This window comes from Rhizobium sp. SG741, assembly GCF_012275435.1.
Lineage (GTDB): Bacteria > Pseudomonadota > Alphaproteobacteria > Rhizobiales > Rhizobiaceae > Rhizobium > Rhizobium lusitanum.
Genome location: NZ_JAAZQP010000002.1, coordinates 490970 through 506167, shown reverse-complemented (window position 1 = coordinate 506167; position 15198 = coordinate 490970). Strand labels below are relative to the sequence as shown.

General features: G+C 61.3%; 15 protein-coding genes. 5 read left to right on the top strand and 10 right to left on the bottom strand.

What is annotated here, in order from left to right:
- Window positions 1–3: 3 nt before the first annotated feature.
- Both FHT29_RS07725 and FHT29_RS07720 read right to left on the bottom strand, forming a co-directional pair.
- Window positions 4–906, bottom strand: a complete 903-nt coding sequence (locus FHT29_RS07725; RefSeq protein WP_168599503.1) for a hypothetical protein — start codon at window positions 904–906, stop codon at window positions 4–6.
- A gap of 114 nt (window positions 907–1020) precedes the next feature.
- On the bottom strand, window positions 1021–1713 hold the full coding sequence (locus tag FHT29_RS07720; RefSeq protein WP_047554718.1) for a GntR family transcriptional regulator: 693 nt from the start codon (window positions 1711–1713) through the stop codon (window positions 1021–1023).
- A 130-nt stretch (window positions 1714–1843) separates the two neighbouring features.
- Here FHT29_RS07720 and FHT29_RS07715 point away from each other — a divergent pair, with 130 nt between their 5' ends.
- The 5 genes from FHT29_RS07715 to FHT29_RS07695 are packed head-to-tail and all read left to right on the top strand — an operon-like array spanning window position 1844 to window position 7121.
- Window positions 1844–2848 (top strand): ABC transporter substrate-binding protein, encoded by a 1005-nt coding sequence (locus FHT29_RS07715; protein ID WP_037192340.1) that lies wholly within the window; start codon window positions 1844–1846, stop codon window positions 2846–2848.
- Between the two features lie 53 nt (window positions 2849–2901).
- Entirely contained in the window at window positions 2902–3717 is an 816-nt protein-coding gene (locus tag FHT29_RS07710) for an ABC transporter ATP-binding protein (RefSeq protein ID WP_051963302.1), read from the top strand.
- A gap of 4 nt (window positions 3718–3721) precedes the next feature.
- Entirely contained in the window at window positions 3722–4585 is an 864-nt protein-coding gene (locus FHT29_RS07705; RefSeq protein ID WP_168599502.1) for an ABC transporter permease, read from the top strand.
- A 55-nt stretch (window positions 4586–4640) separates the two neighbouring features.
- A complete protein-coding gene (gene araD, locus FHT29_RS07700; RefSeq protein WP_168599501.1) occupies window positions 4641–6377 on the top strand; it encodes an L-arabinonate dehydratase in 1737 nt (578 codons plus the stop codon).
- Between the two features lie 18 nt (window positions 6378–6395).
- Window positions 6396–7121 (top strand): ribonuclease activity regulator RraA, encoded by a 726-nt coding sequence (locus FHT29_RS07695; RefSeq protein WP_168599500.1) that lies wholly within the window; start codon window positions 6396–6398, stop codon window positions 7119–7121.
- Between the two features lie 41 nt (window positions 7122–7162).
- Here FHT29_RS07695 and FHT29_RS07690 read toward each other — a convergent pair whose 3' ends face one another.
- The 8 genes from FHT29_RS07690 to FHT29_RS07655 all read right to left on the bottom strand — a co-directional run bounded on the left by FHT29_RS07690 (window position 7163) and on the right by FHT29_RS07655 (window position 15133).
- Window positions 7163–7975, bottom strand: a complete 813-nt coding sequence (locus FHT29_RS07690; RefSeq protein ID WP_168599499.1) for a glycerophosphodiester phosphodiesterase family protein — start codon at window positions 7973–7975, stop codon at window positions 7163–7165.
- A gap of 40 nt (window positions 7976–8015) precedes the next feature.
- Window positions 8016–8903 (bottom strand): ABC transporter permease, encoded by an 888-nt coding sequence (locus FHT29_RS07685; RefSeq protein WP_168599498.1) that lies wholly within the window; start codon window positions 8901–8903, stop codon window positions 8016–8018.
- Window positions 8904–8928: 25 nt separating this feature from the next.
- Complete coding sequence (locus FHT29_RS07680; protein WP_047638468.1) at window positions 8929–9855, bottom strand: ABC transporter permease; 927 nt, start codon at window positions 9853–9855, stop codon at window positions 8929–8931.
- An 11-nt stretch (window positions 9856–9866) separates the two neighbouring features.
- Window positions 9867–10736 (bottom strand): ATP-binding cassette domain-containing protein, encoded by an 870-nt coding sequence (locus FHT29_RS07675; RefSeq protein WP_168599497.1) that lies wholly within the window; start codon window positions 10734–10736, stop codon window positions 9867–9869.
- On the bottom strand, window positions 10726–11694 hold the full coding sequence (locus tag FHT29_RS07670) for an ABC transporter ATP-binding protein (protein ID WP_168599496.1): 969 nt from the start codon (window positions 11692–11694) through the stop codon (window positions 10726–10728). Before FHT29_RS07670 ends, FHT29_RS07675 begins: the two co-directional genes overlap by 11 nt.
- An 11-nt stretch (window positions 11695–11705) precedes the next feature.
- The gene (locus tag FHT29_RS07665; RefSeq protein ID WP_168599495.1) at window positions 11706–13313 is read right to left on the bottom strand and encodes an ABC transporter substrate-binding protein; all 1608 of its coding nucleotides are present in this window, start codon (window positions 13311–13313) and stop codon (window positions 11706–11708) included.
- Between the two features lie 82 nt (window positions 13314–13395).
- The gene (locus tag FHT29_RS07660; protein WP_168597334.1) at window positions 13396–14445 is read right to left on the bottom strand and encodes a LacI family DNA-binding transcriptional regulator; all 1050 of its coding nucleotides are present in this window, start codon (window positions 14443–14445) and stop codon (window positions 13396–13398) included.
- A gap of 112 nt (window positions 14446–14557) precedes the next feature.
- Window positions 14558–15133, bottom strand: coding sequence for a DUF922 domain-containing protein (locus FHT29_RS07655; RefSeq protein ID WP_047554703.1), 576 nt, complete (start codon window positions 15131–15133; stop codon window positions 14558–14560).
- Window positions 15134–15198 lie beyond the last annotated feature (65 nt).

The following is a 15198-nucleotide window of genomic DNA, read 5'->3' as shown; positions in this document are numbered from 1 at the left end:
ATGTCAATTGCGGGAGAGCGGTAATTTCGTTCCGGCGAATTCGCGTTCTTCGAGGATGGCGTGACGGAAGCGGAAGAGCTTCGCCGGGCGGCCGCCGGTCTCGCTTTCGGAGCCGCCGGTCTCTTCCACCAAGTCCTGCTGTTCGATCAGCCGTCGGAAATTCTGCTTGTGCAGCGTCAGGCCTGCCAGCGCCTCGACTGTTCGCTGCAATTGCAGAAGCGTGAAGTTCTCAGGCATGAGCTCGAAGACGACCGGGCGGTACTTGATCTTGGCCCGCAGCCGCGCCATGCCGGTGGCGAGGATACGACGGTGATCGGCAAACATCGGCCGTCCGAAAGTTCGCGACTGCTCGCAGCCCGCCTCGGCGACGATACCGGCCTCGTAGAGCAGCTCGTAGCGCTGCAGAACGAGATCTTCGTTCCATGCGGCCCCGTTTAATCCAAAGGCGAAATCGATACGGCGCCGGCGTTGATCACGCCTCGCAGCGTCACCATCGACCCAGAGCGCAACGCGGGCGGCGATGTCATCGAGGACCGCCGACCGACCTTTGCGATGGTCTTCCCAAGGGAAATATTCGTACCAGCCATGCCATCCCGGCAGGCCGCCGCCGGGGGCTGCCTGTTCGCGCACCAGGCCGAGATAGCTGATCGAGATCGTTCGTCCGCCGAGGATCTCGTTGTTTCGGTCACGATCGGCGAAGGTATAAAGCTGCTCCAGATAGCCGACGGGATGAGCCGTCTGCTCCCTGATCCACTCACGAAGCCCGCTTTGCAGCGTGCGATGCCCAAGCTCGAACGGACCGGACGGCAAAGCCTCACCCGACCGCACCGTCATCACCCTGGGATCATTGCCCGTGACAGCCGTCAGGACGGCGATCAGCTCGGCATGCGCAAGTCCGATGGTCAAGCAAACTCCATGATCTGTTTCATCACACGCTTTCTCGCATGAAGCGAGGCGCAAGCCAATGCGCGCGCTTGCCCGCTCCACATGTCCAAGCAATCCTGAGATGACCGATGGCGTTTAACGGCTCACATAATCCGGATATTGCTCGCAGATCAGATCGATGATCGATAATGTGCCGGAGAGATGCTTGCGCAAGGCGGCAACGGCCGCCTCCGGATCGCCCAAGCGAACGGCATCGACGACAGCCTGATGATCGACGATGATCTGCTCCAGTTTGCCCGGCATCGGCAGATTGAGCATCCGCAGCCGGTCGATATGTGCTCCCTGACGCCGAACTGTCGCCCACAGGCCGAGAATGTCTGCCCTCTCGTAAAGTACCCGATGAAAATCCTTGTCGAGCGTGTCAAAGAGATCGTAGGTCTCCGGCGACACGACACGTTTTTGGCGAGACAGAACCGTCTCCAGAGCCGCTGACGTCTCATCCGGCGCTTCCAGCGTCAGCCGGCGGATCGCCTCAAGCTCGATCGACAGTCGCAGGAAATGCGCTTCGGTGGCATTACGAATATCGATACGCGAAACGACGGTTGCATATTGCGGATAGACCTCGACCAGCCCCTCCTCTTCCAACCGGATCAAGGCATCGCGCACGGGCGTCTGGCTGACGTTAAATTCGCTCTGCAGCGAGATGCGCGATAGCACCGTCGTCGGTGGCAGGCTCATGGAAAGAATACGCGACCGCAGGATTTCCAGGATCTGCGGCGCGACCTGACGGGAGCGGTCCAGGGCGAATTCTTTCGGGTTGAGCTTCACTGGCAGCCTTTCTGATCGAGAGCGTCGAACCATTAAGCACAGTTTAGGGCTTGATGCACTGATACATTAGTGCTTTAGTCCAACCAAGCCAACTCCATTTCTCAAGGGTTGGATCAATGGGGAGGAGTAGATGAGAGGATTTCTTCGCTGTCTGACTGCGGTCGGCGTGATGCTTGCCGGCACTTTTTCAGCCGGCGCCGCTGAAAAGACCGACATTTCGATCACGCGCCAGCCGGGTATTCTTTATCTCGCCAGCCACGTCATGGAGACGCAGAAGCTGATCGAGAAACACGCGGCGGCCGATGGCCTGCCCGGCGTCACGGTGGAATGGCGCACCTTCAGCGGCGGTGGCGCGCAGACCGATGCACTGCTTTCCGGCAGCGTCGACATCGTTAATACCGGCACCGGCAACCTCCTGCTGCTTTGGGATCGCACCAGGGGCAAGGTCAAGGGCATCGTCACCAATTCGGCCCAGCCGGTCATCATGGTCTCGCGCGATCCGCGGGTTCAGTCGCTGAAGGATATCCAGCAGGGCGACAAGATCGCCGTGCCGACGGTCGGCGTTTCGACGCAGGCTATCCTGTTGCAGATGGCTGCCGCGCAGATGTATGGCGACGACCAGGTGCACAAATTCGATGCCAATACCGTACAGCTCGGCCATCCCGATGCCATGGCGGCGCTTGCCAACCAGACGCATGAGGTGAAGAACCACTTCTCCGCCCCACCCTTCCAGTATCTGGAGCTGAAGCAGCCGGGCGTTCATAAGGTCATCGATTCCCGCGACATCATCGGCGGCGAGCTGACCCAGGGCACCTTCTTCACCACGACCCAGTTTGCCAGCGCCAACCCGACGATCATCAAGGCGGTGCGCGAAGCTACGGCGGAAGCGATCGATTTCATCAAAAAGGACCCGAAATCGGCGGTGGAAGCCTATAAGACGGTCAGCGGCGACAAAACTGGTGTCGACGACCTGCTGGCGATCCTCAATGAGCCGCACATGATGGAATTCCGCATGGACCCACAGGGAACCATGAAGTTCGCGGCCCATCTCTACAAGACCGGCACACTGAAGACGATGCCCAAGGCCTGGACCGACTACTACCTGCCGGAAGCAGCCGATCTCAACGGCAACTGACGCCTGCGGGCGGCGCGAATGCCGCCTTCAAGCCATTTCGTGGAGGAGCCCTCATGCTTCAGACAAAAATTGCCGCCGACAAGCCGACAACAGAAACGGCAACCGCAAAGCCGCTGTTGAATGTCGACAAGGTGACACTGCGCTACAAGACGCCGAATCTCCTCATCACCGCGACGGAAAACGTCAGCTTCTCGGTTGCCCAGTCCGATCGCTTCGTTCTCCTCGGACCCTCGGGCTGCGGAAAATCGACCCTGCTGAAGGCCATCGGCGGCTATATGACGCCAACGGCGGGCCGGATCGAAATCAAGGGACAGCCGGTCAAGAAGCCCGGCGCCGACCGCATGATGGTCTTCCAGGAATTCGACCAGTTGCTGCCGTGGAAGACAGTGCTCGAAAACGTCATGTTTCCGCTGACGACGGCACGCCGCCTGCCACGCAGGGAAGCCGAGGCCATCGCCCGCGACTATATCGAGAAGGTAAAGCTCACCCGGGCGGTGGACACCTATCCGCATATGCTTTCCGGCGGCATGAAGCAGCGTGTCGCAATCGCCCGCGGCATGGCCATGCAGCCCGATATCTTGCTGATGGACGAGCCCTTTGCCGCACTCGATGCGCTGACCCGCCGCCAGATGCAGGATGAGCTGCTGCAGCTCTGGGAAGATACCCGCTTCACTGTCATCTTCGTCACCCATTCGATCGCCGAGGCGATCAAGATCTCCAACCGCATCCTGCTGCTGTCGCCGCATCCGGGCCGCGTCAAGGCCGAAGTACGCGATGTGGAATCGGTCCGCAATGACGCCGCGGCCGCCGCGAAGCTGGAGCAGGAAATCCATCACATGCTGTTTGCCGAACAGGGACACAGGGAGTGAGACCATGAGCGCACCGCAGATCATCCTTGCCCCCGAGACAGCCGAAACGGTCGGCCATATCGCCGCCGTCGAACAGAAGCTCGGCCCGCTGGAGCTCCTCTGGCAATCCGGTCTCTTTCGCAAATCACTGCTGATCGTCGCCCTTGCCATCATCTGGGAGGCCTATGCCCGGCATCTCGACAATCCCCTCCTGTTCCCGACGCTCAGCGACACGCTGACGGCGCTCTACGATCGGTTCGCCGACGGCGTCCTGCCGGCCCGCATCTGGACCACCTTGAAGGTGCTGGTGACGGGTTACGTCTCGGGAACGGTGCTTGCCGCCATCCTCACGGTCGTCGCGATCAACACCCGCATCGGCACCGATTTTCTTGAAACCATGACGGCGATGTTCAACCCGCTGCCGGCAATTTCGCTGCTGCCGCTCGCCCTCATCTGGTTCGGTCTCGGACCGGCAAGCCTCGTCTTCGTACTCATACATTCGGTACTTTGGGCTGTCGCGCTCAACACTCATGCCGGTTTCCTCGGCGTCTCGCGCACGCTGCGTATGGTCGGCGCCAATTATGGGCTGACCGGACTTTCCTATGTCTTCCGGATATTGATCCCGGCCGCCTTCCCCTCGATCCTGACCGGACTAAAGATCGGCTGGGCCTTTTCGTGGCGTACGCTGATTGCCGCCGAACTTGTGTTCGGCGTCTCCTCCGGCCAGGGCGGCCTTGGCTGGTTCATCTTCGAAAACCGCAATCTTCTCGACATACCCTCGGTCTTCGCCGGCCTGCTGACTGTGATCGTCATCGGGCTTATTGTCGAGAACCTGGTCTTCCAGACGATCGAGCGTCGGACCCTGCAAAAATGGGGCATGAAGGAATGATGCGGCGCATCGACTTATCGCTTCCACCAACATTCGGATACAAGGCTGGAATACAATGAGCAGCAGGAAAACACCGTCGGAACTGCGCAGCGCCAGATGGTTCGCCCCGGACGATCTCAGAAGTTCGGGGCATCGTTCGCGCACCATGCAGATGGGTTATGCGCCCGAAGAATGGACCGACAAGCCGGTCATCGCCATCCTAAATACCTGGTCCGATGCCAACCCTTGCCACGCTCATTTCAAGCATCGCGTCGAGGATGTGAAACGCGGCATCCTGCAGGCCGGCGGCTTTCCGTTGGAACTGCCCGCCCTGTCGCTGTCGGAAAGCTATGTGAAGCCGACGACCATGCTCTATCGCAACATGCTGGCGATGGAAGCTGAAGAGCTGCTGCGCTCGCATCCGGTCGACGGCGCTGTCTTGATGGGCGGCTGCGACAAGACCACGCCGGGCCTCGTCATGGGTGCGCTCTCCGCGGGGTTGCCAATGATCTATCTGCCGGCCGGCCCGATGTTGCGCGGCAATTACCGCGGCGAATATCTGGGCTCCGGCTCGGATGCCTGGAAATTCTGGGACGAGCGCCGCGCCGGCACCATTTCGGAGAAGGAATGGGTCGACGTCGAGGCCGGTATCGCCCGCTCCTACGGCCACTGCATGACCATGGGCACGGCAAGCACCATGACGGCGATCGCCGAGGCGCTCGGCCTGACATTGCCCGGCGCCAGCTCCATTCCGGCACCGGATGCCAACCATATCCGCATGTCCTCGGCCGTCGGCCGTCGCATCGTCGAGATGGTATGGGAAGATCTCATTCCCTCCAAGATCGTCACGGAAGCCGCGGTTAACAATGCCGTCGCGGTGGCAATGGCGACGGGCTGTTCCACCAACGCCGTCGTCCATCTGATCGCCATGGCGCGGCGGGCCGGCGTCAATCTCTCACTTGACGATCTCGACACGGCGGGCCGCACCACGCCGGTGCTCGCCAACATCAGGCCGACCGGCAAGACCTATCTGATGGAGGATTTCTATTACGCCGGCGGCCTCAGAGCGCTGATGGCGAAGCTCTCTTCCAAGCTCGACCTGTCGGCACTCACCGTATCCGGCGTTACGCTCGGCGAAACGCTGGAAGGTGCCAAATGCTACAATGACGACGTCATCCGCTCGCTCGACAATCCGGTCTATCATGAAGGCTCGCTCGCGGTGCTGAAGGGCAACCTTGCTCCAACAGGCGCCGTCATCAAGCCGGCCGCCTGCGATCCGCGCTTCCACAAGCATCAGGGGCCGGCGCTGGTGTTCGACAGCTATCCGGAGATGAAAGCGGCGGTGGACGATGAAAATCTCGACATCACGCCAGACCACGTCATGGTGCTGCGCGGTGCTGGCCCACAGGGCGGGCCGGGCATGCCGGAATGGGGCATGCTGCCGATCCCCAAGGCGCTCTTGAAGCAGGGTCATCGCGACATGCTCCGCCTCTCCGACGCCCGTATGAGCGGCACCAGCTACGGCGCCTGCATCCTGCATGTCTCCCCGGAATCCCATGTCGGCGGCCCGCTGGCCTTGCTGCGCAACGGCGATATCGTTCGTCTCGATCTCGAAGCGCGGCGCATCGACATGCTTGTCGACGAAGACGAATTGCAACGGCGGCGCGAAGCATGGGTCAAGCCGGCCGAGAAATTCGGCCGCGGTTATGGCTGGATGTTTTCGCGCCATGTGGCACAGGCCGATACGGGCTGCGACTTCGACTTCCTGGAAACCAGCTTCGGCCCGACACCGGGCGAACCCGACATCTATTGATCGCAAAGGATATTCTGCATGAGCAACTACGTGCTGAGCAACGAGACGCGCAACAAGCTGATGGGGGTCGCAACACCGACGATCGCCACGGCCCTCTTCAAGCGCGGATTGCGCAACCAGTTTATCCAGGATGTCCGGCCGCTCTCGCCGAAGAAGGCGAACATGGTCGGCCAGGCCTTCACCCTGCGCTATATTCCGGCGCGCGAAGACCTCAACACGCTCGAAGTCTTCCGTAATCCGGAACATCCGCAGCGTGCCGCCGTCGAACAGTGCCCGCCCGGCGCCGTTCTGGTCATGGACAGCCGCAAGGATGCGCGCGCCGCATCGGCGGGCTCGATCCTGATCTCGCGCCTGCAGGTGCGCGGCGTGGCCGGCGTCGTCACCGACGGCGGTTTCCGCGACAGCCCGGAAATCGCCGCCCTTGATATTCCCGCCTATCATCACCGGCCGTCCGCACCGACAAACCTGACGCTGCATCAGGCCATCGAGATCAACGGTCCGATCGGCTGCGGCGATGTGGCGGTTTTCCCCGGCGACGTCCTTGTCGGCGACAATGAAGGCGTCATCGTCATTCCCGCACATCTGGCAGACGAAATAGCAGACGAGACCGTGGAGATGACGGCTTACGAGGACTTCGTGACCGAGGAGGTCATGAACGGCGCCACCATCATCGGTCTCTACCCAGCAACCAGCGACGCCCCGAAGCTCAAATTCGCCGAATGGCGAAAGAAAAAGGGCCGCTGACGGCGGCCCTCATGGCAACAACGTAGCCACGGGAATGCCCGTTACTCCTCGATTCCGGCTGCGCTTCTCGCCAGCATGCACAGGAAATCCACGTCGTCGCCGATCAGGGCGTCGATAATGCCGTCCTTGACGCAATGCCGGATCATGGGAAGCAGGTCTCTGCCGCCTTGCCAGAAAACGGCGAGTTTTTCCGGTAGCGGCAGGCTCAGTCGCACAGCGATCCCAGCTTCCTGCAGAGCCTCGGCATCGGCTCGATGAAAGCGATTGAGCTCCAGCGACACGCCATCTATCCCGCCTGATCGCATGGAAGCGACGATATCGACCGGACGATGATGAAGGATCGCTTCCATCTGCAGGCGGGGCTCGATCTCCTTCACCCGCCGCAGATCGAGGTGATCGAAGGAGGAGATGGCGACGTGCTCGAAGGCATCCATGTCCCTCAGCGTCCCGATCATGATGTCGGCCAGCCTGTCGGGCCGCTCCTGCTCCTTCATCTCGATGGCGAGGCGCGTGTCCGTCCGCTTCGCCCAGGAGACCACCTCGGCGAACGCCGGCGCGCGCGCACCGGCAAAACGCGCGTCGAATTTCGCGCCCGCATCGAGCGTCAGAATATGGTCGAGATCATGATCGGCGACGAAGCCTCGACCGCTCGTGGTGCGATCCAGCGTCTTGTCGTGCATCACGACGATCTTGTCGTCGCGCGTCAGCATCAGATCGATCTCGGATTCGTTGGCGCCGGCGTCCACCCCTTGCTGGAAGGCAAGGATGGTATTTTCCGGGAAATGTCGGCTGAAGCCGCGATGGGCTGCGATGCGCAGCAGGCCGTGACGAGCGGCATGAAGAGGCAAAGGCAATGGAAGTCTCCTTGAATTATCGAATGTTTTCAGCAAAAGCTTAGTGCAGCGTCGGGTCGAAGGCGTCGCGCAGATAGTCGCCGATCAGGCTGATCGACAGCGACAGCAGGAAGATCACGATGCCCGGCAGCGTCGAAATCCACCATTCGGTCATGATGTAATCACGCCCTGCGCCGACCATGCTGCCGAGGCTGACGAGCGGCGGCTGGATACCGAGGCCCAGGAAGCTCAGCGCCGATTCCTGCATCAGGATTTCGGGCAGGATCACTGTGAGATTGACGAGAACCACCGAGAGAATGTTCGGCAAGACATGCAGGAAGGCGATGCGTGGCGTGCCGGCGCCATTGCGCTTCAGGGCCGCAACATAGCCCCGCTCCAGTTCCAGGCCGGCCATGGTGCGAACCAGCCGGGCGTAACGCTCCCAGCCGTAGAGGCCGAGCAGCGCCATGAAAAGCCAGAGGTTGTCGCCGAAGAAGGCGAGAACGGCGAGCGCGATGATCAGAAACGGCATCGACGCCTGGAAGTCCACCGCCACCCGGATCAGCATGTCGGCAAAGCCGCGGCGAAACGCTGCGAGCAGTCCAAGCGTCGTTCCGAGCGTCAGGCTGATCACTGAGGCGCCGAGCGCGATCAGCAGGCTGGTCCGCACGCCATAGAAGACCCGGCTCAGAATATCGCGACCAAGCTCGTCCGTGCCGAGAACGTGCTTGAATGTGCCGCCGAACAGGAGCGGCGGCGCCTTGCGGGCATGGAGATCGATCTGCGCAAAGCCATAGGGCGCAAGCACATTGGCAAAGATCGCAACCAGAATGAACGTGACAAGCACGATCGCGCAAACCGCCGTCGTGAGATCGAGACGCGGGCTGCGCGACGCTTTCGCGGACTTGATCTTGGGGAGCGCATCGGCGCCGGTCGCGGCGTTCGTCATGATGATGACCTTTCGAAGTGGCCGATCAGGCCGATGCCCGATGCCGCAGGCGCGGATCGGCGAGAATGTAGAGACAATCGATGAGGAGATTGGCGCTCACCATCGTCGCCGTGATGAGGATGACGATGGTCTGCACGATGTTGAGGTCGCGCTGCGCCACCGACGAAACGAGAAAGCGGCCGACGCCGGGCCAGGCATAGACGGTCTCGACAACAGCCGCGCCGCCGATCATGCCGCCGACGAGAAAGCCGAGCATGGTCAGGAGCGGCAGGGCCGCATTCGGCATGACATGCTGCCAGAGCACCGCGCTCTCGCCGATCCGCTTGGCGCGGGCGGCCAGGATATAGCGCTGGCCCAGCACTTCCAGCACGCTCGAACGAACGAAGCGGGCGATGATGCCGGCATTGTAAAGACCGATCACCAGAACAGGCATGACCAGATGCGCCGCCGTCGATCCGCCGCCGCTCGGCAGCAGCCGCAGCGACACGGCGAACAACTGAATAAGCAGGATTGCGATGAGGAAATTCGGCAGGGAATGCATCAGCACCGCCAGCATCATCACGAAACGGTCGATCAGACCCCCGCGATTGCGCGCGGCCAGAATGCCAAGCGGCACGCCGGCGCCAAAAGCCAATATCAGCGCCGCGCCCATCAACTCCAGCGTCGCCGGCACCTTAGAAAGGACCAGCGTCAAGGCATCCTGCCCGTTCAGCAGCGACGTGCCGAAATCCCCGCGCAACAGATGGCCGAGATAGGAGAAATACTGGATGTAGAGCGGTTGATCGAGACCCCATTGCTGCCGCATCAGCGCCACCACTTCCGGCGGCGTCTCGACGGGCAACAGCGAATGCAGGGGATCGCCGCTGATACGCAGGATGATGAAGGTAAAGGTGATCGCCAAGAAGAGCGTGACGAGGGCCCTGAAGAGCGCACGCAGAATGGATTGAAGCATGGCCCGTTCCTTCAGAGCGTTTCGAGAACGGCGGCTGCCTGCCGCATCTTGTGGCGACGTCCGCGCGGAACGGCAGACAGAAGCTTTGCCGTGTAGGGATGAGCTGGGTTTGCGAAGACCTCCTCGGTCGGGCCGGTCTCGACGATCTGCCCAGCCTCCATGATCGCTACGCGATGCGAGACATGGCGGACCACCCGCACGTCGTGGCTGATGAAGAGCAGCGACAGGCCGCGGGCGCGCTGCAGATCGAGCAGGAGATTGAGAACCTGAGCCTGCACCGAAACATCGAGTGCAGAGACCGGCTCGTCGCAGAGCAGGATCTTCGGCTCGACGATTAGAGCACGCGCGATGGCCACGCGCTGGCGCTGGCCGCCCGAAAGCTGATGCGGGAACTTCTGCAGCGCGGAGACCGGCAGGCTGACGGCCTTGAAGGTCTCGGCGGCGCGGTCGGACCGGCTCGACGGATGACCGATGCGGTGGATCGCCAGTGTCTCCAGCATCTGGTGGCCGACGCTGCGCCGCGGATCGAGCGCGCCCAGCGTATCCTGTGAAATCACCTGCAAATGCCTGGCCAGCCCGCGCCGGTTCGGCTTCATTAAGTCGTCAAAGGATTGGCCGAACAATTCGATGGCGCCTGATGTCGGCATCCGGTCACCGCAGAGAAGGGAGGCGAGCGTGGATTTGCCGCAACCGGACTCCCCGACCAGACCCAGCGTCTCGCCGGGCTTCAATTCCAGGCTCACATCCTTGATCGCGTGAAATCCCTGGGCTCGCCCAGGCCGGAGGGAGAAGCCGGGCGAATAGGAAAATTGCAGATTGCGGGCGGCAAGCGCGAGGCCGGCTTCATCCCCATTCGATGGGATTGGTTTCTCAAGCGTCATGGGAGCTCCATGGATTGAAGCAGGCAAGCGAAGCCCTGCCGGCGATCAGCGGCGGAACGGCCGTCGCGCAATGGGTTTCTGCCCGCGGGCAACGTGGCGCGAAGGCGCAGGCCAAAGGCTTGGCATCGTGCAGCTTCAGCTCGCCTGGAATATCGGCGAGCTTTTCGAGCGGCTTGCCGCGGCCCGGCATCGCCTCCAGCAGCAACCGCGTATAGGGATGGCGCGGATTGTCGTAGAGATCGTCTGTCCGGTTGATCTCGACCAGCGAGCCCGCATACATGACCGCGATACGGTCGCAGACCTCGGAAACCAGATCGAGATCGTGGCTGATGAAGATCATCGGGATGCCGCGCTCGCGCACCGCCTTGACCAGCAATGCCACGACCTGCGCCTGAACGGTGACGTCAAGCGCGGTGGTCGGCTCGTCGGCAATGATCAGCCGCGGCTGCATGGCAAGCGCCATGGCAATCATCACGCGCTGGCACATGCCACCGGAAAATTGCGCGGGATAGGCGTTGTAACGCGTCTCCGGCTGCGGAATAGCGACCTCCGCCAGCAGCCGCAGGGCCTCGGCCCTGGCTTCGCTTGCCGACAGGCCGGCGCTGACAGCCGCTTCGGCGATCTGGGAGCCGATCGTGCGGACCGGATCGAGACAGGAGACGGGCTCCTGAAAGATCAGGCCGATGGGCGGCAGCTTTGCGCGCGCCATCCCGCTAAGCTCCGCAGCATCGTACATGGCATCTTCGAAGGAAATATAGCCGGTGGCACTCGCCGTCGGACCCAAGAGGCCGGCAAGGGCAAGACAAGTCATGCTCTTGCCCGACCCGCTCTCCCCAACGATGCCGAGGATTTCACCCTCGGCAAGATCAAAGGAGACATTGTTGATCGGATGAACCCGGCCCGCGCCCGTTCTGAACGAGACACTCAGATTGTCGACCGAAAGAATGGGCGTTGCCATCGCGACGATGCTCAGCTCTTCTGCTCTTCGAAGGCAAGGCTGCCGGCACCGAGATCCATCTGGAAGGCCGGCAGCGGCTGCCACTTGATGCCTTTGCGGATACCGAAGAAGACGGCATTCTGGTGCAGGACAGTAACACCCGGATCCTGCCACTCGATCAGATGCAGCATGTCGCGGAAGATCTTGGCACGTTCGGCCGGATCGACGGCCTGCTCCATCTTCACGCCCAGGGCGTCGAAATCCGCATTCTGCCAGATCTTGAACGAGTTCAACGAGCCGGCCGAGCTGAATTGCGTGAAGAAGGAAATATAGGGGTCGGGGATCTGCCCGGTGCTCGACCAGTTGCCAGTGGCTCGGGTCGACGAGTTTTCGAACAGCTTGCCGCTTTCGACGAACTTCATCTTGGCGTTGACGCCGACGGCCTGCCACATGGCGACGACGGCCTGCGTGACGGGATTTTCCGCCGTATAATAATTGTTCTGCGAGCGAATCTCGATTTCTTCGCCGTTATAGCCGGCATCCTTCAGGAGCTGCATCGCCTGATCCGGATCGTACTTGTAAGCCGGATAGTCCTTGAGATAGACGGGACCGTAGAGTTCGAACTGCAGGCCGTTCGGCACTCTGGTGCGGCCGTTCCAGATCGTATCGACGATCGCCTGACGGTCGATAGCGAGAATGAGTGCCTGGCGTACGCGCGGGTCCTTGAGCACCGGATTGTTCTTGTCGAAAAACAGGATGCGGTGATTGGGAACCGGACCGCCGACGATCTCATGGCCTGTGCTGGCGGTCACGACCGCAAGCTGATCCGGCGGCAGGTCCGTCGCGATGTCGTAGTCGCCGGCGAGCAGTCCGGCGATGCGCGAGGAGACTTCCGGGACGATGCGCAATGTCACGCGCTTGGCGGCCGGCTTGCCGCGATATGCCTGATCATGCGACGCGAGGATCACATTTTCATTGGTCGCATAGCTCTCGACCTTGTAGGGGCCGGCGCCGACCGGCTTCTGGCGCCATGTGGTCCAGTTGCCGCCGTTCTTCTGCCATGCGTCCTTGCTGATGACGACGGCGGCATAGGATGCCAGGCGCTGCAGGAAGATCGGATCCTGGAATTTCGTGATGAAGCGAACCGTCAGCGGATCGACCACCTCGACATGATCGAGGCTGGTGAAATTGGTGCGATAGACGGGGTAGCCCGGCGCATCCTTGTTCAGGAGCCGCTCGGGGCCGAAAGAGAAGGCGACATCCTCGGCCGTCATCTCGCGGCCGTCGTGGAAGATCACCCCCGGACGCAGCTTCATTTCCAAAATGGTCGGCGAGACCCAGGTCCAGGATACCCCAAGATTGGGCTTCACCGAGAAGTCGCCGCGCATGTCGAGAGCAAGAACCGTCTCGTGAATGGAATAATTGTTGCGGAAGGCGACGTTGCTGGCCGCATCGACAGGCTCCTGCGATACCGGATTCTGCTGAACCGCGATGCGAAGCTCGGGCCTTTTGTCATCGCCATCCCCAGCGGAAGCAGACAGTGCCGGCACGAAGACGGAGAGTCCTGCCGCCGCTCCCATGAGAAGCGTCGTGCGGCGGGTAATGGCCATATTGAGGCCGGTGAGCAGGGTATCGGACATCGGCACGCTCTCCTGTTAAGGGCTTGCACAAACGTTTGCGCAAATAAGAAAGGACCACTTGCGCTCAAAACTGCCGTTTCAACTACGCAAGGGAGAATGGCCGCAAACTAGGGGAGCACGATGACGCACGTATGACAAGTTCAGGCGGCACGAAGCGCATCGGGCGCTTTGTAATGCGTGCTTCCAGTGGAAGATTCGACAGCTCAACCAGAAGGTCAAGCGAGGCTTCGCACAGCGAATCCGTCGGTTGTGCCACTGTCGTAAGCGGCGGCGCCCAATAGGCTGTGTCGGGCACGTTGTCATAGCCTACAACGGATATATCGGCGGGAATCCGCAGCCCGATGTCGCGCAGAAATGCAACGACCTCGATCGCAAGGCCATCGCTCCCACAGATGAGGGCCGTCGGATGCGTCATGGGCGAAGCCAGGATGCTCTTGAACGCGTCACGATCGCTATCACTCCTCTCGAAGGAGATGACATCGCCGACGATGGCACCCGCGCTGCCGCCAACCACGTCCTGAAAGATCGACAGGCGATCACGAAGCGCGCTGCGGCTCACGCGGTAGACGAAGGAGATGCGGCGGTGTCCCAATCCCGTCAGATGGTCGAACAGCAGGGTCATGCCATGACGATCGTCCGTCACGACTGCAGGCAGCGGACCGGTCAACCCCGCGCCGAGCGTCACATGCGCCTTGCCCATGCGATCCAGATGATCGCAAAGGGCCTGCTGACCGGGGAGATCGCTGACCATGATCACGCCGTCGAAGAAATCCTCCTGGAACAGGCGTAGCTGGCCGGCGACCTCGCCAGCCTCCGCCTTCGCCTGCGCGACCAGCAGTTCCACCCCTCGCCGCTGAGCCGCCGCCTGAAGGCGGCTTGTCAGATGCGGCTGATAGTGACCCGAAAGACTGTTGACGATGGCACCGAACACACCGGTTCTGTGCGTTCTGAGCGATGTCGCCAGCCGGTTGACGACATAACCGACACTGTTTGCCGTCGCCCTGACGCGTTCCTGTGTCTCCAGGCTGATGCGGCTATCGGCATGACCGTTGAGGACGCGGGAAACCGTCGTAGCGGAAACGCCGGCCAGCCGCGCAACCTCAAGAATACCGATTCTCCTGGGTGTTTTCATATCGCCTTGCACAACCTCTTCCGCCCCGGGCGTGACAATGGCGAAAGGTCGATATCGGGGCAAGCGGCGGAGACGACAATAGCGTTGCGAGCTTCGATATCTCTGTCGCCGCCTATTCTTCCCTCACCAGTTTCAGAACGAGTTGCTGGAGATTGCCGCCGTCGCTGAATTCGACCTTGTCGAAGTCGACGTTGCGCTGCCGCTCTTTCTTGGAAATCTCGCCAAGCCGCTTCGTCAACTCCACGCGAATCCTGCTGCATTTCGGGTCGTCGGGCACGGAGAAGCCGACGCTCATGGTCTCGATTTCCTTGACCATATCCTTGATGAACCCACCATGCACCCGCTCATGCGCCTCGACGCCGGCAATGAACTTCTGCCAGCTTCTGCGCGTCGAGGCCGGCAGTTGTGCCGAGGGTTTCGGCAATGTGTAGGTGATGATCACCTTGGGAATGTTGACGGTGATCATGCAGGCGCCATCCGGCTGCGGCTCGTATTTGCGGGTCCAGGTGAGCTTGAAATCGGTATGGGCGATCGCCCGCACCTTGGGGCCGAGCAACGGACCCCGCTCGCCGATCGAATCATAAAGTTCGGCGCCGGACGTTCCAGTAATTGCATAGGTCTTGATGATCTCGACAGGCTGCCAATCGGCATAGGCGGGCATGGGCAGAAAAGCGATGCATAACGCCATCGCGGACAATCGAATAGCTGATCTCACAAACTTCCCCGTGCACGCTGCTCTCAAGCGCGGCAAGC